The organism is Palaeococcus ferrophilus DSM 13482, assembly GCF_000966265.1.
Taxonomy (GTDB): Archaea; Methanobacteriota_B; Thermococci; order Thermococcales; family Thermococcaceae; genus Palaeococcus; species Palaeococcus ferrophilus.
Window position 1 is genome coordinate 108,324 of the sequence record NZ_LANF01000018.1, and the last position, 17,013, is coordinate 125,336.

General features: G+C 55.0%; 23 protein-coding genes. 14 read left to right on the top strand and 9 right to left on the bottom strand.

All coding sequences use genetic code 11. From position 1 onward, the window contains the following. The first annotated feature begins 11 nt into the window (after positions 1-11). On the top strand, positions 12-452 hold the full coding sequence (locus PFER_RS09610; RefSeq protein WP_394297001.1) for an adenylyltransferase/cytidyltransferase family protein: 441 nt from the start codon (positions 12-14) through the stop codon (positions 450-452). A gap of 93 nt (positions 453-545) precedes the next feature. Here PFER_RS09610 and PFER_RS09615 read toward each other — a convergent pair whose 3' ends face one another. Genes PFER_RS09615 through PFER_RS09630 form a run of 4 tightly spaced genes read right to left on the bottom strand, consistent with a single transcriptional unit; the run spans position 546 to position 3,141 of the window. Next, complete coding sequence (locus tag PFER_RS09615; protein WP_048151552.1) at positions 546-878, bottom strand: hypothetical protein; 333 nt, start codon at positions 876-878, stop codon at positions 546-548. Further along, positions 862-1,635 carry a ParA family protein gene (locus PFER_RS09620; RefSeq protein WP_048151554.1) on the bottom strand — a complete coding sequence of 258 codons (774 nt, stop codon included), beginning with the start codon at positions 1,633-1,635 and terminating at the stop codon, positions 862-864. Before PFER_RS09620 ends, PFER_RS09615 begins: the two co-directional genes overlap by 17 nt. 37 nt (positions 1,636-1,672) lie before the next feature. Beyond that, positions 1,673-2,887, bottom strand: a complete 1,215-nt coding sequence (gene ftsZ, locus PFER_RS09625) for a cell division protein FtsZ (RefSeq protein WP_052696225.1) — start codon at positions 2,885-2,887, stop codon at positions 1,673-1,675. Positions 2,888-2,907: 20 nt separating this feature from the next. After that, positions 2,908-3,141 (bottom strand): ribbon-helix-helix domain-containing protein, encoded by a 234-nt coding sequence (locus PFER_RS09630; protein ID WP_394297002.1) that lies wholly within the window; start codon positions 3,139-3,141, stop codon positions 2,908-2,910. A gap of 163 nt (positions 3,142-3,304) precedes the next feature. Here PFER_RS09630 and cgi121 point away from each other — a divergent pair, with 163 nt between their 5' ends. The 9 genes from cgi121 to PFER_RS09675 all read left to right on the top strand — a co-directional run bounded on the left by cgi121 (position 3,305) and on the right by PFER_RS09675 (position 9,631). Continuing rightward, positions 3,305-3,724 (top strand): KEOPS complex subunit Cgi121, encoded by a 420-nt coding sequence (gene cgi121 / locus PFER_RS09635; RefSeq protein ID WP_048151556.1) that lies wholly within the window; start codon positions 3,305-3,307, stop codon positions 3,722-3,724. 155 nt (positions 3,725-3,879) lie between these two features. Next, the gene (locus tag PFER_RS09640; RefSeq protein ID WP_048151559.1) at positions 3,880-5,055 is read left to right on the top strand and encodes an aminotransferase class I/II-fold pyridoxal phosphate-dependent enzyme; all 1,176 of its coding nucleotides are present in this window, start codon (positions 3,880-3,882) and stop codon (positions 5,053-5,055) included. A gap of 24 nt (positions 5,056-5,079) precedes the next feature. Then, entirely contained in the window at positions 5,080-5,343 is a 264-nt protein-coding gene (locus PFER_RS09645; protein WP_048151561.1) for a TMEM165/GDT1 family protein, read from the top strand. A 9-nt stretch (positions 5,344-5,352) separates the two neighbouring features. Beyond that, positions 5,353-6,552 carry an MFS transporter gene (locus tag PFER_RS09650; protein ID WP_048151563.1) on the top strand — a complete coding sequence of 400 codons (1,200 nt, stop codon included), beginning with the start codon at positions 5,353-5,355 and terminating at the stop codon, positions 6,550-6,552. After that, positions 6,542-6,862 (top strand): hypothetical protein, encoded by a 321-nt coding sequence (locus PFER_RS09655; RefSeq protein WP_048151565.1) that lies wholly within the window; start codon positions 6,542-6,544, stop codon positions 6,860-6,862. The genes PFER_RS09650 and PFER_RS09655 overlap by 11 nt, the downstream gene beginning before the upstream one ends. Before the next feature lie 158 nt (positions 6,863-7,020). Continuing rightward, a complete protein-coding gene (locus PFER_RS09660; RefSeq protein WP_048151567.1) occupies positions 7,021-7,836 on the top strand; it encodes a cysteine synthase family protein in 816 nt (271 codons plus the stop codon). Continuing rightward, positions 7,833-8,156: a hypothetical protein gene (locus PFER_RS09665; protein ID WP_048151569.1), complete on the top strand. Its 324-nt coding sequence runs from the start codon at positions 7,833-7,835 to the stop codon at positions 8,154-8,156. The genes PFER_RS09660 and PFER_RS09665 overlap by 4 nt, the downstream gene beginning before the upstream one ends. Further along, the gene (locus PFER_RS09670; protein ID WP_048151570.1) at positions 8,140-9,255 is read left to right on the top strand and encodes an MFS transporter; all 1,116 of its coding nucleotides are present in this window, start codon (positions 8,140-8,142) and stop codon (positions 9,253-9,255) included. Before PFER_RS09665 ends, PFER_RS09670 begins: the two co-directional genes overlap by 17 nt. After that, entirely contained in the window at positions 9,245-9,631 is a 387-nt protein-coding gene (locus PFER_RS09675) for a hypothetical protein (protein WP_048151573.1), read from the top strand. Before PFER_RS09670 ends, PFER_RS09675 begins: the two co-directional genes overlap by 11 nt. A 9-nt stretch (positions 9,632-9,640) precedes the next feature. Here the strand turns inward: PFER_RS09675 and PFER_RS09680 are convergent, their stop codons facing one another. Together PFER_RS09680 and PFER_RS09685 are read right to left on the bottom strand one after the other, a co-directional pair. Beyond that, positions 9,641-10,348 (bottom strand): acetate--CoA ligase family protein, encoded by a 708-nt coding sequence (locus PFER_RS09680; protein ID WP_048151575.1) that lies wholly within the window; start codon positions 10,346-10,348, stop codon positions 9,641-9,643. An 18-nt stretch (positions 10,349-10,366) separates the two neighbouring features. Next, positions 10,367-11,785: an acetate--CoA ligase family protein gene (locus PFER_RS09685; protein WP_048151578.1), complete on the bottom strand. Its 1,419-nt coding sequence runs from the start codon at positions 11,783-11,785 to the stop codon at positions 10,367-10,369. A gap of 196 nt (positions 11,786-11,981) precedes the next feature. On the opposite strand from PFER_RS09685, the gene PFER_RS09690 reads away from it, so the two are divergent. Genes PFER_RS09690 through PFER_RS09705 form a run of 4 tightly spaced genes read left to right on the top strand, consistent with a single transcriptional unit; the run spans position 11,982 to position 14,523 of the window. Continuing rightward, positions 11,982-12,833 (top strand): fumarate hydratase, encoded by an 852-nt coding sequence (locus tag PFER_RS09690; protein ID WP_048151580.1) that lies wholly within the window; start codon positions 11,982-11,984, stop codon positions 12,831-12,833. After that, entirely contained in the window at positions 12,824-13,348 is a 525-nt protein-coding gene (locus tag PFER_RS09695) for a FumA C-terminus/TtdB family hydratase beta subunit (RefSeq protein ID WP_048151585.1), read from the top strand. Before PFER_RS09690 ends, PFER_RS09695 begins: the two co-directional genes overlap by 10 nt. Positions 13,349-13,387: 39 nt before the next feature. After that, entirely contained in the window at positions 13,388-13,972 is a 585-nt protein-coding gene (locus PFER_RS09700) for a membrane protein (RefSeq protein WP_048151586.1), read from the top strand. After that, on the top strand, positions 13,969-14,523 hold the full coding sequence (locus PFER_RS09705) for an aldolase (RefSeq protein WP_048151588.1): 555 nt from the start codon (positions 13,969-13,971) through the stop codon (positions 14,521-14,523). Before PFER_RS09700 ends, PFER_RS09705 begins: the two co-directional genes overlap by 4 nt. 9 nt (positions 14,524-14,532) lie before the next feature. Here PFER_RS09705 and PFER_RS09710 read toward each other — a convergent pair whose 3' ends face one another. From PFER_RS09710 to PFER_RS09720, 3 genes are all read right to left on the bottom strand, one after another. After that, positions 14,533-14,784, bottom strand: coding sequence for a UPF0147 family protein (locus PFER_RS09710; protein ID WP_048151589.1), 252 nt, complete (start codon positions 14,782-14,784; stop codon positions 14,533-14,535). Positions 14,785-14,880: 96 nt separating this feature from the next. After that, complete coding sequence (locus tag PFER_RS09715; RefSeq protein ID WP_048151590.1) at positions 14,881-16,029, bottom strand: inositol-3-phosphate synthase; 1,149 nt, start codon at positions 16,027-16,029, stop codon at positions 14,881-14,883. Positions 16,030-16,147: 118 nt separating this feature from the next. Continuing rightward, positions 16,148-16,891: an ATP/GTP-binding protein gene (locus PFER_RS09720; RefSeq protein ID WP_048151591.1), complete on the bottom strand. Its 744-nt coding sequence runs from the start codon at positions 16,889-16,891 to the stop codon at positions 16,148-16,150. Positions 16,892-17,013: the final 122 nt, after the last annotated feature.

Below are 17,013 nucleotides of genomic sequence, written 5' to 3' on the forward strand. Positions count from 1 at the left end.
GGGTGATAGGAATGGGAGAGAAGATAAGGGTGCTTGTGGGAGGGGTGTTTGACCTCCTCCACGTGGGGCATATTCACTTCCTCACGGAAGCGAAAAAGATGGGAGACGAGCTGGTCGTCATAGTGGCCCACGACGAGACCGTCAAGAGGCTTAAGGGCCGCCCTCCGGTGAACTCTATGGAGGACAGGGCGGAGCTTTTGAGGGCATTAAAGCCTGTGGATGAGGTTTACATCGGCGCGCCGGAGGAAATAAGCTACGAACTGGTCAGGAAGATAAACCCCGACGTGATAGTCCTCGGACCGGACCAGAACTTCGATATCAACGAGATGAAGGAGCGCCTCAGGGAGCACGGCATAAACGCGGAGATCATAAAGATACCCTTTCTCTACAGGAGCGACATAGCGAAGACGAGCAAAATAATAGAAAGGATTATTGAACACTTCTGCAGGTGATTTTAGGGGGCTTATTCTACCACCTCTTATTCCAGCCCAAACAATAAATGGGGGCGGGGATGATTTTAAGCGGGCTGGTTTGAAGGGGTTTTATTAAATCGAAAACTTTGCGAGGTACTCCCTGAGTTTTTCCTCGTCTTCCCTGGCAACGACGCTCATGAGCTCTCCGAATTTCCGCTCTCCCATGGCTTTTTTGAGGTAGTAGTAAAGGTTCACCGCATCCTCGACGATCACGCTCTGTCTCCTGCCCTCGTGGGCGTAGAGCTCTATCAGCTTCATGTTCATATCCTGGCTTACGAAGAGCGTTTTCTGCTTCTTGACTTTCTTGAGGTCCTTCTTTTTAGCCTCGCCCTCGATTTTAGCGGGTTTCGTGAGTTCATCAATGGAACCGTCAAACAGCTTCGGGATTTTATCTCCTCTCGACAATTTCTATCACCTCACCTGCAAGCTTGGTAAACGCTTTGGCCGCTCTACCATCGCCATCGAACTCAAAGATGCTCATCCCTTGGGCGTGGGCCTTCTCGAGGGCAACCGACTGCGGGATAGTCGTCAGAAGGGGCGCGTTTGGATAGGTCTCCCTGAGCTCCTGGAGCCGGGTCTTTGGGACTTTCGTCTGGCGGGTGAACTTGTTGGGGACTATGCCGAGGAGGGAGAGCCCCTCGTTCGTCTCCTCCTTTATCATCTTCATGAGGTTGAACATAAGCTGCATTCCTATTACGCCGAAGTAGCTGAGCTCAAGGGGTATCAGAACGTAGTCCGACGTTGTGAGGGAGTTAACCAGGAATATGCCCATGCTCGGCGGGTTGTCTATGAGGACGTAGTCGTAGTCGGGGAGAACCGGCCTCAAAGCCTTCTCGAGCCTTCTCTCACGGTTGTAGGAGTTAATTATCTCTATCTCCTTCTGGGATAGGTTCAGGTGGGAGGGGATTATATGGATGTTCTCCCTCACAGGTATTATGGTGTCCTCGACGTTGCTCTCCTTTGTGAGAAGCGTGCCCACGTTGTTGTTTTCATATTCAAGAACCTTGAGCCCTATCAGGCCGAAGGTCAGGTTGAACTGAGGGTCAACATCAACGAGTAGTACCCTCCGCCCCCGGTTGGCCAGCGCGTGGGCGAGGTTGAGGGTGAGGGTGGTCTTACCCACACCACCTTTCTGATTGGCTACACTAATGACCACTGCCATCTCGTGCCACCGCTGAAGTTAATGTTAAAGAAGGAAATCAAAGGTCCGGTATGTTATCGAACCTGTAAACCCTCCTCTGCGGGTAGAGAGGCTTCATCTCGTCGTCGTAGAAGTCGCGGTTGAACTCGATGTCAACGTTTCCGTAGCTCGGGGTGTATGTTATCTCCTTCGGGGCCTCGGGTATGACGCTGTTCTCCTCCTGTAGGGCCTCCTGGCTTCCGTAGACGTATGGGCTCCTCACGCCGGTCATTATCACCATAACGCGGACGTAGCCCTCAAGCTCCTCGTCTATCCTGGCCCCCCAGATGACCTCGCTCCTCGCACCGAGCCTCTTGTTGACCTCCTCCATGGCGCGGTTGATCTCCTCGAGCTTGACGTCGGGCCCCATGGTGAAGTGTACCAGGGCGGCCTTTCCACCGTCATACTCAACGTCGAGCATCCTGTTGTTGAGGGCATCGAGAACGGCATCAACGGCCCTGTTCTTCGAGTTGCTCTCGCCTATACCTATGAGGGCCGTGCCGCCCTTCTTCATGACGGTGTAAACGTCGGCGTAGTCTATGTTGACCATTGAGTCCTGGTTGATGGTTTCGCTCAGCCCCTTAACCATCCGCGCGATGACCTCGTCGGCAACGCGGAAGGCCTGCGTTATCGGGAGGTTGGGAACCAGGTCAAGGAGCTTGTTGTTATCAACGACAATAACCGTATCGGCGTACTTCATGAGCTCCTTGACACCGGCCCTTGCTTTGTCAAGCTTTATCTGGCCCTCCATTTTGAAGGGGAAGGTCACAACGCCAACGACAAGGGGCTCCTGAAGCCTTCCGCTGTTCTTAGCGACTTCCTTGGTGACCCTCGCGACCACGGGGGCGGCACCCGTTCCGGTACCTCCACCCATTCCCGCGGTTATGAATACGAGGTCTGTGTCCTTAACAACGTCGGCAATCTCCTGGGCGCTCGCCTCGGCGGCCCTGTAGGCCACCATAGGACTCCCTCCGGCGCCCTTTCCATAGGTTATGTTCGGGCCGAGGAGGATTTTCCTGTCGGCTTTGGTCCTCTGGAGCTGCTGGGAGTCGGTGTTCATGGCTATAAGCTCCGCACCATTGACACCGATGTCATAGAGCCTCGTTATCGTGTTGTTACCGCTCCCACCAACTCCAATCACCTTTATGTTTACAGGACTCCTTTCCCTACTTCCCTCGTTACCCTCATCGTCGAAGATATTCAAACCAGCCTGCTCAAGCAGCTTAAACACCATCCCCTATACCCCCGTTACTTTTAATCTACGATATAGTCTGGCTTTTCCTCGCCAATCTCTGTTTGGTAGAGCTCTCTCCTGACCAGATCGCGTATCGCCACCCTTATGGCCTCGCTCCTGTTGGGGTACACCCCACGCTTAACAAGTATATCAAGGGCGTTGATGAGGTTCTGGGGCAGCTGGACGCTGATGATGCGCATGTTTCGTGCCATGTTGAAGCCACCGTAGACGATTGCTAATATGCTAATGGCCATTATGTAGTTAAATACTTTTTTGTCTCCGTTAATACTATGATAATATCAATTTCAAAAAATTTAAGAAAATTATCCAATTAAACAAAAAATTTAAGAACATTTGTTCTGAAAACCTGCAAAAAGTGTTATAAAGCCCGACGAAAAAGAAGGTTTTGGTGAGGCTATGAGAACAATTAAAGGCACCTACGGGGAGATTTTGGTTACGAAGGTTACGGTAGATAAACCCTCAAAAATTTTTGAAAAACTTGGGGATAGGGTCCAGATAGTTAACGTTCCATGCTGGAAACATGCCGTTTTCGGTACCATACTCGCACTAAAATCATTCGAAAGGGGAACAAACCATGCGAGGACGCTCAAAGGGGAGATTCTTTTGAGGCTCGCCGGGACGCTTCAGATAAAGGAGGCCATTGAAAAAGTGGGGGCGAGGGAGGGGCAGAACTACCTCGTTGCTATCAACCTAACCCCCGGGGAAGTGAGGGCGCTGATGGAAGAGCTCGACCTCAGGGAGGTGCCCATGGAGGACTGCAACCCGGAGAGTCTGAGGGATTACTTCGAGCTCTCGGCAATGGTGGAAGTGCTTTAAGTACGCCTTCGGAAATATCGCCAGGATGCGGACTTAAACCCGGATTATGGCCCAATCTTTGAATCATTTTCGGAGAAACCCCAATATTTCCTAAGCGGTTTTCAATAAACTTTATAAGAAACTTCCCTCACCTTTCCATGCTCGAGGTGATGCTCATGAAGTATAAGAAGCGCAAGTACTTCCTCGCTGGAAGGATAAACATGATACAGCGCTCCAAAATTAGGGAGCTCTTCGAGATGGCCTCCAAAATGAAGGACGTCATTTCCCTGGGGATAGGTGAGCCCGATTTTGACACACCCCAGAATATAAAAGAGGCCGCCAAGAGGGCCATTGACGAGGGTTACACTCACTACACCCCCAACGCGGGAATACCGGAGTTTAGGGATGCCATAGCCGAGTACTACAAAAAATTCTACGGTGTTGAAGTTCCCGATGACCACGTCATAGTTACGGCCGGTGCTTACGAAGCCACCTACCTGGCGTTTGAGGCCCTTCTCGAGGATGGGGACGAGGTGATAATCCCGGACCCGGCCTTTGTTTCTTACATGGAGGACGCCAAACTGGCGGAGGCCAAACCCGTGAGGCTGCCCCTCCGTGAGGAGAACGGCTTTCAGCCGGATCCCGACGAGCTCCTCGAGCTTGTGAGCAAGAGGACGAGGGTCATCGTCATGAACTATCCCAACAACCCAACCGGCGCGACCCTCGACGAGGAAGTGGCAAGGGCCGTTGCCGACATAGCCGAGGACTACAACATCTACATCCTCAGCGACGAGCCCTACGAGCACTTCCTCTACGACGGTGCCAAACACCAGCCAATGGTGAAGTACGCACCCTACAATACTATTCTGGCCAACAGCTTCTCCAAGACCTTCGCCATGACCGGGTGGAGGCTCGGCTTCACCATCGCACCGGAGGAGATAATTAGGGACATGATAAAGCTCCACGCCTACATACTCGGAAACGTCACCTCTTTCATCCAGATAGCTGGAATAGAGGCCCTCCGCGCCAAGGAGAGCTGGGAGGCCGTCGAGAAGATGAGAAGGACGTACGAGGAGAGGAGAAACCTTGTGCTCCAGCACCTCAGGGAGATGCCCCACATAAGTGCCTTTGAGCCGAAGGGGGCCTTCTACATCTTCGCCAACATCAGGGATACGGGAATGAAAAGCGAGGAGTTCGCCAAGTGGCTCCTCCAGGAAGCGGGGGTAGTGGTCATCCCCGGAACGGCCTTCGGAAAGCAGGGAGAGGGATACGTCAGGATAAGCTACGCAACCAAGAGGGAACTCCTCATCGAGGCCATGGAGAGGATGAAAAAAGCTCTTGAGTCCCTTTGACCCTTTTCTTTTGAGGGATGCAGAATGCAGGAGGTACTCTACGTCCTCGTGGCGATATTCCTTGCGGAACTTGGGGACAAGACCCAGCTTGCCACGATGGCCTTCGCGGCCAAGTACGGCTGGGTCAAGGCCTTCGTGGGGGCAGTTGTTGGACTCGCCCTCGTGAACCTCATTGGGGCGTTCATCGGTGACAGAATCGGTGATGCCCTTCCCCTCGAGATGATCCACAAAGGGGCGGGGGTAATATTCATCGTGTTTGGAATACTCATGCTGCTTGGAAAAATGTGAGGTGGGAAAATGAAGCGCTGGAAAACCGTCATCCTGGACACGCTCGTTATGACGGCCGGATTTGGGACGCTGAGCATGATGGGCGTTGCAAAACCCGACATAATCAGCCACTTTGGAATAAGCGGCTCGGCCTATGATCTCCAGCACGTTGCCTACGTCTTCGGTCTCTTCATCGCCTTCCTTCTCGGGCACACGAAGCTCTACGAGGGGAGCTTCAAGAGGAGCGTTGCGATAGCCCTCAGCTGGGCCGCGATCCCACAGCTCATCATACCCTACGTGGGCAACTGGTACGTTGTTGTCGCCCTCCGCTTCATCCAGGGTTTCGTCGTTACACTCGTCCCGCTCTTCAGCACGCAGATAGCGCGCTTCTTTGTGGCCGAGAGACCCTTCGCCAAGGGCATAATCCTCTCCGGAATCTTCTGGGGTGGCGTCTTCGGGAGCATGAGCGCCCGCTACCTCGTGGAAGCGGTTGGCTGGAAGATGGGGTTTGTGATAACTTCCCTCGTCATGTACGCCGTCTTGCTCATCTGGTGGCTCCTCGTTGAGGACTTCGAGGTCGTTCACGAGAAGGGGAGCGAGAAGGTCAACATATGGAAGATGCCCTTCACCTGGGTGCTTGGTCTGACTTTCTTCCCGGCCCTCTGGGTCATATTCACCATAATCGGCTTCTCCGCGAGCCTTGGCTACGACCTTGGCTGGACCAAGGAGCACGTCTCGAACCTCAGCACCACCCTCAACGTCTCGAAGGCCCTCTGGTCAATCGTTATGGGCTTCGTTGGATTCCAGCTCTCGAAGAAGAACCCCACCGCGAGGGGCCTCTTCAAGGCCATCGTGCAGGTCATGATAGTCTCCTACGGGATAGCCTTCATAGGATTGGCCATCTACTCAAGGGCTATGCTGGCCGGGAACTACGGCATGGCCCTCGCGAGTGTTGTGCTCGTTGGTGCCCTTCAGGGGACGGGGCCGGCTTTCTGGACGAGTGCCCCCGCCACCTATCCAAAGCGCATCTATCCGAGGGCTTCCTTCGCCCTGGGCCTCATCTCAAATTCAGCAAACGCCGTGGCACCCTCCGTCACCGAGGCTTTGGCTTCCATAAGCGAGGGCCTTGCCCTCGGTGAGCTCACCGCGATGCCCCTCCTCGGCATCCTGACGCTCGTTATCGTTTCAAGGATGAGGCTTCCCGTGGAGGAGCTGGGGGATGAGGCTTAAACCCGTTGTTTTCTCCGTTTTTCTCCTCCTTTCGATTTACTTTCTCGGCATAGGCGTCCTGAGCTACGGGGAGCGCTTTACGTTCGCCGGCTATATTGTGGTGGCGCTCATGCACCTGGCGGTGGGAGTTGGGATACTTCGGAACAGCAACGCGCTCCGCCAGCTTGGCTCGTACTTCCTGCTTCTCGACTTCCTATTCGGCCTGCTCTGGACGCTCATAGGTGAGAGGACCGCCCTCGTGATAATGTTCGTCTCCGCCCTTGCCCTCGTCCTCGTGACGAGCGACGAGCTCAGGAAGGAGATGTATTAATACTCATTGATGGGTAATATTGCCTCTAACGAAACATTTATTAAGCGTTTCCCCGAGGGGCCCACGGTGATGGGGAATGAACGTGTTTAACAACACCATGGATCTATACGAGAAGTACAAGCCCACCCCCCTGGTCAGGCTCTCAGCGGAGAGGGGGGATGTCTTTTGCCAAGCTGGAGTTCTTTAACCCCTTCAGCAGGAGCATAAAGGACAGAACTGCTTTTAACATGCTTTCACGTGCCCTTGAACGCGGGAACATAAACAGCGCGGCCCTTTTTGAGGCGAGCTCCGGCAACACCAGCGTCTCCCTCGCCGCGCTCAGCAACGTCCTGGGGATAGAGTTCAGGGCTTACCTGCCGAAGCCAACGCCGAAGGCAACACAGGTTCTCCTGAAGGTTCTTGGGGCGGAAGTGGTCGTCACGGACTTCGAGACCATAAGCCCTGAGATGGTCGAGTTTGTAAAGGAGGAGGCCAGAAAGGCAGGTGCGGCGAACCTCAACCAGTTCGAGAACGACGACAACTTCGATGTTCACTACCGAGTCACGGCGAGGGAGATTGAGGAACAGCTGAGGAGCGTAGGGAAGAAACCGGACGTTCTGATAGCTGGCATCGGAACCTCGGGCCACATAGCGGGGCTCGCGAAGTACCTCAAGGAGCGCCACGGCACGGAGGTCATTGGAGTTATCCCCGCGGAGGGGGAGAAGATTCCGGGCATCAAGAGGATAAACGGCCAGAAGTGGTATTCCCGCTCGATGGTGGACCGTATTGTGGAGGTAACGAGAAAGGAAGCCATCGAAGGGTCCATAAGCGTTGCCCGAAGGGACGGCCTTCTAATTGGCCTCAGCTCCGGAGCGGTGGTCAAAGCCTACGAGAGGGTTTCGGAGGAGCTCGATGGCACCCACGTCCTCATCTTCCCGGACGATGGGTTTAAATACGTGGAGGTCTTTGAGAGCTATCTGGGTGCGAAGACGTGAGGATAGCCGTTTATCTGCTCGCCCTTCAGGGTTTTTTCTCCCTTTACTACTTTCAGAAGACCTTCTTCTACGCGTATCTTGTCTTTGGACTCCTGAACCTTGTCCTCGCCGTCGGGCTCGTGAGGCGCTCGAAGCGAATAGCGAAAGCGGCCCTGCTCTACAAGGGGCTCGACCTCTTCCTGGCGATACTGATGCTCATGACGGGCGTGGTTCTTCAGGGGGTCAACGCACTGCTGGACATAGTGATCATCCACGACATACTCGGCTCGGAGATGTTCCAGGGACGGGAGGGAGAGATGGAGGATGGGGAAGCGGATTAGTGGTGTCCACTTTCTCCTCCTTGCCGGCTTTCTCGCCATCCTCGGCTCGACGATGAGCAAGTCCCCGACGCTCCCCCTCTACGCCGAGAGCCTCGGGCTGGGCAGAAGTGATATAGGCCTCGTGGCGGCGGCGTCCACCGTGACCGGAATCCTCGTGAACTTCTCCTCCGGCCTTCTCAGCGATCTCTACGGGAGGAGAAAGCTTCTGATCGCTGGAGGCTTCGTCTTCCTAAGCGCGCCTCTGCTCTACTTCCTCGCGGACGACGCGCTCACCCTCGCCCTCGTCAGGGTTTACTACGGCGTCGCCACCGCGATATTCGTTCCGGTTTCGTTCGCCCTCGTAAGCGACCTCTATCCGGACAGAAAGGGGACGTTCATGGGCTTTCTGAGTTCAGCAACGCTGGCCGGCAGGGCGCTGGCGCCCCTTCTGGCGGGGAGCATAATATACTTCCTCGGCTTCCCGGTTGTCTTCCTCCTCTGCTCCATCACTGGCATGGTGGTCTTCCTGCTCTCCTTCAGGTTTCCGGATACCGGAAGGGAGCTGGAGAAGTTCGAGCTCACTTTCAGTAAAGACCTCCTCATCATCGGCCTGCTCGATGCGTCCGTCTACATGGCATACCAGGGAATAGAGACGTTCCTGCCGCTCTTCTACTACCTTCAGGGCAGGGCGTGGCTCTCCGGGTTAATCCTCACACTTGAAATCTCGATAATGGCCGTCGTGAAGCCCTACGCGGGCTACCTCAGCGACAGAATCGGGAGGAGAAAGCCGATAATAATAGGAATGGCTATGGTTGGCCTGGCGGCCTTCGCTTTCGCCTTTGCCAGTTCCCTCTGGGCAATCGTGGCCGGAGCAATAATCTTCTCGATCGGGGCGTCGGTGAGCGAGGCCTCCACCAAACCCCTCGCCACAGAAATATCGAGGCTTCGCGGAACCGCCCTCGGCTTCCTGGAGAGCATAAAGGACATCGGGCAGGCGGCAGGACCGGTCCTCATAGGCTTCCTCGGCATTAGAATGGGCTTCCTCTTCGTTGGGGTCTTTGGTATACTATCCATTGGTGCTTTTCTAATGGGGCGGGGGAGGGTTGGTGATGAGGGGTAAACAGGTTTTCTGGCTCTCTGTTTTGGTTCTCCTCCTCATTCTGGGGGCGTATCCCCATATTAAGCGCCCTGATGAAAGGTTGGGGGAGCACAGCTTTATCCACACCATGAATGGGCTTTGTAGTCAGTACTTCCCCAACGTAACGTGCGGCGTAATCGCAGGCTGTCTCGAATACAAAAACGGGGCTTCCATTGCCTTCCTGAGGGTCAACTACACGCTCGTGCAGGTGTGGAATGGCTACGAACCCAGGGGCGGCTCTGTTTACATGGTAACCCTGGACAGGGAAACTCTGAGGGTTCTCTCTATAGAGCCCTCAAACTGGAGTGAGATGAGAGAAACGCTTTCCATGTGCTCCCCTAAGGGAGAGGAGAAATAAAAAGGGAAATCACTTCAGGATAATCCTTGCGTCAACTATGACCGCTCCCTCGCCCTCGTTGTAGACGAAGACCGGGTTGAGGTCCATCTCCTTGATGTAGTCCCTGAGGTCGTCCACCAGCCGGGAGACCTTGAGCATGAGGTCAACGATTGCCTTCATGTCGGCCGGCTTCTCACCGCGCGCTCCCGCCAGAATCGGGTAGCTCTTTATGCTCTTTATCATTGCCCAGGCGTCCTTCTCCTCTATTGGAATAATGCGGAAGGTGACATCCTTGAGAACCTCGACGAATATTCCACCGAGACCGAACATGAGTGCGTGGCCGAACTGCGGGTCTTCCGTGACACCTATGATGACCTCCCTGCCGACCTTGAGCATCGGGGCTATGAGGACGCCGAGTATCTCAGCGTTGGGGCGGTATTTGCGCGCGTTCTCGTGGATGACCTCCCACTTCTCCTTAAGTTCTTCAGGGGTTTTTATGTTGAGGAGGACCACTTTCGCGTCGCTCTTGTGGAGTATCTGCGGGGACATGAGCTTCATCGCAACGGGGTAGCCGAGCTCCTCAGCATAGCGGAGTGCCTCGTCAAGGGTCTTTGCAAGCTTCTCCTCCGGCACGGGAAGGCCGTAAGCCTTCAGCACCTGCTTGGCCTCGTATTCAACGAGGGAGTTCCTTCCTGAGACCTTAACGGCCTCTATAACCTTCAGAGCTTCTTCCTTCATACCCATCACCCCACGGTATCAGCCCTTAACCCTTTCAAGATACTTGGCGTAGTGAACAAGGCCAGCGATGGCCCTAACTCCCCTCTCGGGGGTTGGATAAACGGGAACGCCCTTCTCCTCGAGTATCTTTGCGTAGTGCTCCGTCTTCTTACCACCCATCGCGACAGCAACTATCGGCTTGTCGCTCTTCTCCTTGTACTCGGCGAGGATGTCAATAATCTCCATCTCGTCGAGGAGGGGCACCTGGAAGAGGACTATAACCACTATCGCATCAACGTTGGGGTCGTTCACAAAGGCCTCTATGGCGTACTTGTATCTCTGGGCGTCGGTGTCTCCGACGACATCCGTTGGGTTGCCCGCTACCGCGTGCGGCGGAAACTTCTCCTTGAGGTACCTGAGGCTCTCCTCGCTGAGGTCGGCCATCCTGAGGCCGAACTTTGCCACGGCGTCGCTCGCCATGACTCCAGCGCCACCGCCGTCCGTGATGATGCCAACGCGGTCGCCCTTGGGGAGCTTGCACTTGGCAAAGGCCTTTGCGACATCAAACATGTGCTCGAAGTCCTCCGCCCTTAAAACACCCGTCTGCTTGAAGACGGCATCGTAAATCGTGTCCGCTCCCGCGAGCGAGCCGGTGTGTGATGATGCCGCCTTGGCCCCGTACTCCGTCCTTCCGCTCTTGAGGGCTATGACGGGCTTGACCTGGCTTATCCTCTTCGCGCTCTCAATGAACTTCCTTCCGTCCTTGACGCCCTCGATGTAGAAGGTAACGACCTTTGTAGCATCATCGTGGATGAAGTAGTCCATCAAATCGGCGTCGTCAACGTCGAGCTTGTTGCCGTAGCTCACCATCTTGCTTATGCCTATTCCCGCCATCGCGGCCCAGTCGAGCATGGCAGCGGCGAAGGCACCGCTCTGGCTGACGAAGGCTATCTCGCCGCTCTTGGGCCTGTCCATCTTGCTCTCGGGGAGAAACACGGTGTCAACGCCGGTGTCTGGAACGTAAACGCCGACACAGTTGGGACCAATAACCCTTATGCCGTTCTCCCTCGCTATCTCGAGTATCTCCTGCTCCATCCTTTTGCCTTCCTCACCGAGCTCACCGAAGCCGCCCGTGATGATAACGACGCTCTTTATCCCCTTTTTGGCAATGTCCTTCATCGTGGCCGGCACGAACTTTGCCGGAATCGAGATAACCGCTAAGTCGGTATCCTCGGGGAGCTCCTCAACGCTCTTGTAGACCTTGTAGCCTTCTATCTCGTCGAGCTTGGGGTTGACCGGATAAATGTTGCCCTTGAAAATCCCGCGCTCTTTGTTCATTTTGAAGTTCTCGAAGATAACGTTTCCAACCTTACCCTTCTTGTCCGTGGCGCCTATGATGGCGACCGCCTTGGGCTCAAAAAAGGGCTTGAGTTCCTCAACTATTTTCGGCTTCTCCATCTCTATCACCTTTTGTTAAGAACTTTGAGTGAATTTTTTTCGAAAGTGGGATATTCCATTTGGAAATTCTCTGTTTGCACCTATAAAAGTTTTATGCACGTAAAATATGGCCTCTCATGTCTTAAAAAGCCCATCAGTGAACCATAATTCCCCCAATGGGGCAAGCTTTATATCAAATTGGAGGTAATGGGAAAGCATGGAGGAGAAAGTAATTGAAGCCATAAAACTCGCTGTCTCCCGCATTCCCGCGGACACCGTTGGGGCCCTGCGGGAGGCATACGAGCGTGAGGAGGACAGGATAGCAAGGTTCAACCTCGGAAACATCCTGAAGGCCATAGAGATTGGAAGAAACCGCTCTATACCCGTGTGCCAGGACACCGGAACGATAACCTTCTTCGTTGAGGCAGGTCTTGAGAGCCCCTACCTCCGCGAAGTGCGGGGGTGGCTCGTGAACGCTGTAAAACGCGCCACTCTGGAAGTTCCCCTCCGCCCGAACGCAATAGACGTCGTAACCCACAGAAACTCCGGTGACAACACAGGAAAGAACGTCCCCATCATCCACTGGGAGCTCGCGGGGGGAGACTCCATAAAAATCGCCGTTCTTCCGAAAGGAGGAGGGAGTGAGAACTGCTCCGCCCTGGCCATGCTGACTCCTGCTGAGGGATGGGAGGGGGTTAAGCGCTTCGTCCTGGAGAGGGTTAGAGAATGCGGCGGAAAGCCCTGCCCGCCCGTTATCCTCGGGGTGGGAATTGGAGGGAGTGCTGACCTCTCGCTAAAGCTTGCAAAAAAGGCTCTCCTCCGGCCGGTAGGCGAGAAGAACCCCGAACCAAAAATCGCGGAACTTGAGGAGGAGATTCTGAGGGAGGTGAACGCCCTCGGAATAGGCCCAATGGGCATGGGTGGGAACACAACCGCGCTCGACGTTAAAATCGAGGTCGCCCACCGGCATCCTGCGAGCTTCCCCGTCGGGCTAATCGTACAGTGCTGGGCCAACAGGAGGGCCTTTATGGAGATAAGCGCGGATGGGACGGTGAGAATATGGCAGTAAGGCTCCACACACCGCTTCAACGGGAGGACGTGGTGAGACTCAGGGCGGGAGACGTTGTGTACCTCTCGGGGAGAATTCTGACGGCGCGAGATGCCACCCACAGGAAGATACTCTCGCTCGCGGAACTTGGAGAACTCCCGTTTGATCTAGAAGGAGCTGTTTTATACCACTGCGGTCCGGTGGTGCGGAAAACCTCCGAGGGCTACGAGATAGTCTCCGCGGGCCCCACCACAAGTTCAAGGATGAACGCCTACCTCGAGGGAATCCTGTCGCTCGGTGTCAGGGGTGTAATAGGAAAGGGCGGGATGAACGCTGAGCCCTTCAAAGACCGCGCTGTCTACTTTGCATTTACAGGCGGCGCGGGTTCCCTCGCGGCCGAAAGCATAAAGCGCGTCGTTGACGTTCTCTGGTTGGAGGAGCTCGGTGTCCCCGAGGCCCTGTGGGTTCTCGAGGTGGAGGAGTTCCCGCTCCTCGTGGCGGTGGATGCCGAGGGGAACTCGCTGTACAAAGGGTAAAAATTTAAACCTCCACGAGGACTCCCGTTGGTGGTGCTCATGATAACGTATGAACCCATAATGCTGGCCATGCCCCTTGCGCGCCGGATAACGGAGTTCATCGCGAGGGAGAGGAGACTTCCGGAGGGAGACGAGCTCAGGGTGTTTTTGAAGGAGTTTGGCCTCGAGGAATCGTGCCTTGACAGGGGAATGGCCGTTTACAGGAACCCCTTTGTGCTGGCGATAATCCTGCCCGGAACGGAGCACGCGGTGGTTGACGTCATCTCCTCCAGCGGCGAGCTCAGCGATGCCCTCGAGGTAATAGCCTATCACGACAAGGAGGTCAACGCCTACTATGTGGAAATCGTTCCCGCCAGCGAAGTGACGTTTGAGGGCAACGTTGGGCTTGAGCCCGCGATAATTGACGCGGAGAGCTTTGAGATGGAAAGCTACCCCGTCTTCGGCCACTTTGAGGAGAGGGATGACGGCATATACCTGATACTGGATGAGGAGGCCTACTCCAACTGGAAAGCTAGTGAAAAGCTCCATACATGCCCGATATGCGGCGCTGAAGGGGTAGCTTGGAAGGGGGAGAAAGCTTTCTGCCCCTCCTGCGGCTTCGGGTTTGAGGTGGTGAGGAAATGAACTCCCCAGTATTCCAGCTTGTGAAGTATTCCCGCCTCGCCCACGAGCGCGGATTAACGGCCGCCTTCGGGGGAAACCTCAGCGTGCTCTTCAATGGGAAGATATTCGTGAAGGCCACCGGCGCAGTCATGGACGACATGAGCGGGGCCCAGGTGGCTGTGATGACACTCGATGGAAAGCAGGTGGGCGGTGTGAGGCCGTCATCGGAGTGGCGCCTCCACCTTGCTATCTACAGGGCGAGGGAGGATGTGAGGGCCATAGCCCACCTTCACCCCTCGTACTCCATAGCGGTTTCAAACATTGGGGAACGGCTCCCCATAATAACCCCAGAGGCGGAGCTCTACCTCAGGAGAATCCCCGTGGTTCCTTTCCGGCCCGCGGGAAGTGAGGAGCTGGCCGAGGAGATTGCCAAAGTCATGGAGGAGTACGATGCGGCGATAATGGAGAACCACGGGATTGTTACAGTCGGAAGAACCCTCCGCGAGGCCTTCTACAAGGCGGAGCTCGTGGAGGAGAGCGCGAAGCTCTGGTATTTAAGAGAAAAGCATTGAAAAAACAAATCACTCAACCTGCTCGAGGGCCCCGAGAACTTCCCAGATGATTGTTCTCGTGTGAAGGGGCATGTTGGGGTCCTCGCTTATCTCCTCGAGGATGGCTATCGCGTCGGCGGCCCTGACCTTGGGCTCGACGCTCTCGTCGAGGAGGCGCTCTATGGCCTGTTCGGCGGCCCTTCTTATGTTCCTGGGAACGACGGTGTCCTGGACAACCTGTTCCTTGAGAACCTGCACAATCTGCCCTATCAGCTCGCTCATTCTATCACCCCCTTTTAGTAAGAATTAGTTACTAAAGTGTTCCCACTTTAAATTGAACCCTGGTAGCTAAAAAGGTTTCGGTGAAAAGGAAAAGGTTCAGAGCCATCTTGGCTCCAGTCCAGCCCACATCCTCATCTTCTCGTAGGCTATGATCCTCGGTATGTTCGGCATGTCCTTTGGTCCCGGGTTCTTCATATAGAAGGCGTTGACCTCGTAGATTGGACCGAACTGACCTTTTTCAATAGCGATCTTTCCGAGTCTGGCAAGGTCAACGAGGAGACCGGCTAAAGCAGGGCTGTCGTTTATCCTCCCGTTTATGATCAGCTCGTCAATCGCTCCGTTGAAGCTTACGTATTCGATGTGCATGGCTATGAACTTCCTGTCGCCGAGGGGCTCGAGGAAGCCCGTGGGCTTGATGTAGTGTGGGGCATCGTAACCGAGGAGATCCATAACGATGGAGCTCTTGGTGAACTCCTTGCTCTTGTTCCTCTCCTTATCGGTTAGAGCCAGAAAGTCGTTGTTTCCTCCGATGTTGAACTGGGCAACGTCCTTGACGTAGCGGTTCCTCTGGGCGAGGTGGGCGAGAACGTCGGCGGTGAGCGGCGTGGCGCCCGTCGCTCCGTCGTCACCGAAAACCGCTAGCCTGCTCTCCTTCGCGAGCTCGGCAAACACGGGGTCGTTGGCTATGAGGGTGGGTATGGCGTTCACGAAGGCCGCCCCGCCGACCTCCTTCGCGTATTTGGCCGCTGCATAAACGTAAACCTGGGTTGCCGTGAAGCGCTCCTTCCTGTTCTCGTCGAGGGCCCTCTCAAGCTCCTCCCTGCTCTCGAAGGGGACGAAGGCCTCCGTGGTGCAGACGTTTATGAACACATCGGGCTTGAGCTCCTTCCACTCTTCCACGAGGTGGTCTATAGCTTCCCTGAGCGTCATTTTGTCCTCAAGTCCCTCCGCCTTGAGGGGCAGGTTCCTGAGGCTCCCGAGGTGGATGCCCTTTCTCACGACGATGCCTTTGAGGCTCTCGGGCGCGTTATCATCGTAGAGCTTAACGACCTCGTAGAGGCTCTTCCCTATCTTGTTGGAATCAACATCGTATGAACCGACGATTTCAACGTCCTCAACCTTTATGGGGAGCTCGTTGGCGAGGGGAACTCCGTAGTAGCCGAGCTCACCTTTTTTTATCTTCTCAAGGCCGCTCGCAAAGATGCTGGCGACGTAGCCCTGTCCGAGTATGACAACCTTCACCATATTCATCACCTGTCTTCAACTATTTTACATTTATTAAATAGTTTTCGGTGCAATAATATTTTGCACCTGATAAGCTTTTTGGTCCGTGAATCATATATAACACTTTCGGTGATATACTTTATGTCAGGTCGCCGCAGGCGCACCTGTACTCGTGGGCCACATCCAGAATCTCCTCGAAGCCTTCCCCATTCCGAGCCGAGATAAAAAGGACGCGAACGGGGGCGGAAACCTCCGGAAGGAATGAGCAGAGTCTGTATGCGGTGTATGCTCCCATGGGGGGCTCAAACTTCAGACGGGCCGTTAGGTAGTTCATATCCTCGAGAAAACGCCGGTAGTGCTCGATGTCCCCCACGGTGTCCAGCTTGTTGAGGACGGGAACTGTGGTGGCCCCGAGGCGCATCTCCATCATGAGCGCGAAAAAGCGGACGAAGCAGAAGTCCTGAGGCCTTTTGAGTATCTCGGGCGAGAATAAGTAGAACACGAGGGGTTCGTGGAGGTTTCCCACGAGCTCAACACCAAATTCGTGGAAGAGGAAGCTCTCCATCTGGCCGGGTGTGTCAACGAGCACGTAGTCCCTCTCTCCTTCGAGCTCTCCTATTTTTCCGGCAAGCTCCGAAACCCGCGGGCGGAGGCGCTCGTAGCTCTCCACTATCGCACCGTTTGGCCCGTAACCCTCTTTCATAAGGTCCTCCACAGTTATAAACTCCCTGACATCTATATCGGCCCGGTACGGGAGCCTCTTAACCCCCGTGTCCAGGTTAACGTATCCCACGGTGTAACCTTCTCCTTCGAGGTAGCGCCCGAAAGCTGCGGTGGTCGTTGTCTTACCACTCCCTGCGGTTCCGGTGAAGAATATCGCCATGTTCCCCCCACACCACTCTACACAGGGCCGCTTATGAACTTTTCCGCAGTGGGCCGTGGTTCCAATAGCGCACCCCCTGGAGAAACACGGTGCGTTCCCGGCTCAAAAATGGGGAACCCGTG

Bases quoted from the DNA above. Each gene is read 5' to 3' on its own strand.
- PFER_RS09610 (WP_394297001.1), top strand. From the start codon at position 12: ATGGGAGAGAAGATAAGGGTGCTTGTGGGAGGGGTGTTTGACCTCCTC.
- PFER_RS09650 (WP_048151563.1), top strand. From the start codon at position 5,353: ATGAAGCGCTGGAAAACCGTCATCCTGGACACGCTCGTTATGACGGCC.
- PFER_RS09715 (WP_048151590.1), bottom strand. From the start codon at position 16,029: ATGGTGAAGGTTGTCATACTCGGACAGGGCTACGTCGCCAGCATCTTT.
- PFER_RS09640 (WP_048151559.1), top strand. From the start codon at position 3,880: ATGAAGTATAAGAAGCGCAAGTACTTCCTCGCTGGAAGGATAAACATG.
- PFER_RS09695 (WP_048151585.1), top strand. From the start codon at position 12,824: ATGGCAGTAAGGCTCCACACACCGCTTCAACGGGAGGACGTGGTGAGA.
- PFER_RS09660 (WP_048151567.1), top strand. From the start codon at position 7,021: ATGTCTTTTGCCAAGCTGGAGTTCTTTAACCCCTTCAGCAGGAGCATA.
- PFER_RS09710 (WP_048151589.1), bottom strand. From the start codon at position 14,784: ATGAGCGAGCTGATAGGGCAGATTGTGCAGGTTCTCAAGGAACAGGTT.
- PFER_RS09680 (WP_048151575.1), bottom strand. From the start codon at position 10,348: ATGAAGGAAGAAGCTCTGAAGGTTATAGAGGCCGTTAAGGTCTCAGGA.
- PFER_RS09655 (WP_048151565.1), top strand. From the start codon at position 6,542: ATGAGGCTTAAACCCGTTGTTTTCTCCGTTTTTCTCCTCCTTTCGATT.
- PFER_RS09675 (WP_048151573.1), top strand. From the start codon at position 9,245: ATGAGGGGTAAACAGGTTTTCTGGCTCTCTGTTTTGGTTCTCCTCCTC.
- PFER_RS09670 (WP_048151570.1), top strand. From the start codon at position 8,140: ATGGGGAAGCGGATTAGTGGTGTCCACTTTCTCCTCCTTGCCGGCTTT.
- PFER_RS09690 (WP_048151580.1), top strand. From the start codon at position 11,982: ATGGAGGAGAAAGTAATTGAAGCCATAAAACTCGCTGTCTCCCGCATT.
- PFER_RS09700 (WP_048151586.1), top strand. From the start codon at position 13,388: ATGATAACGTATGAACCCATAATGCTGGCCATGCCCCTTGCGCGCCGG.
- PFER_RS09705 (WP_048151588.1), top strand. From the start codon at position 13,969: ATGAACTCCCCAGTATTCCAGCTTGTGAAGTATTCCCGCCTCGCCCAC.
- PFER_RS09630 (WP_394297002.1), bottom strand. From the start codon at position 3,141: ATGGCCATTAGCATATTAGCAATCGTCTACGGTGGCTTCAACATGGCA.
- PFER_RS09685 (WP_048151578.1), bottom strand. From the start codon at position 11,785: ATGGAGAAGCCGAAAATAGTTGAGGAACTCAAGCCCTTTTTTGAGCCC.
- ftsZ (WP_052696225.1), bottom strand. From the start codon at position 2,887: ATGGTGTTTAAGCTGCTTGAGCAGGCTGGTTTGAATATCTTCGACGAT.
- PFER_RS09620 (WP_048151554.1), bottom strand. From the start codon at position 1,635: ATGGCAGTGGTCATTAGTGTAGCCAATCAGAAAGGTGGTGTGGGTAAG.
- PFER_RS09645 (WP_048151561.1), top strand. From the start codon at position 5,080: ATGCAGGAGGTACTCTACGTCCTCGTGGCGATATTCCTTGCGGAACTT.
- cgi121 (WP_048151556.1), top strand. From the start codon at position 3,305: ATGAGAACAATTAAAGGCACCTACGGGGAGATTTTGGTTACGAAGGTT.
- PFER_RS09720 (WP_048151591.1), bottom strand. From the start codon at position 16,891: ATGGCGATATTCTTCACCGGAACCGCAGGGAGTGGTAAGACAACGACC.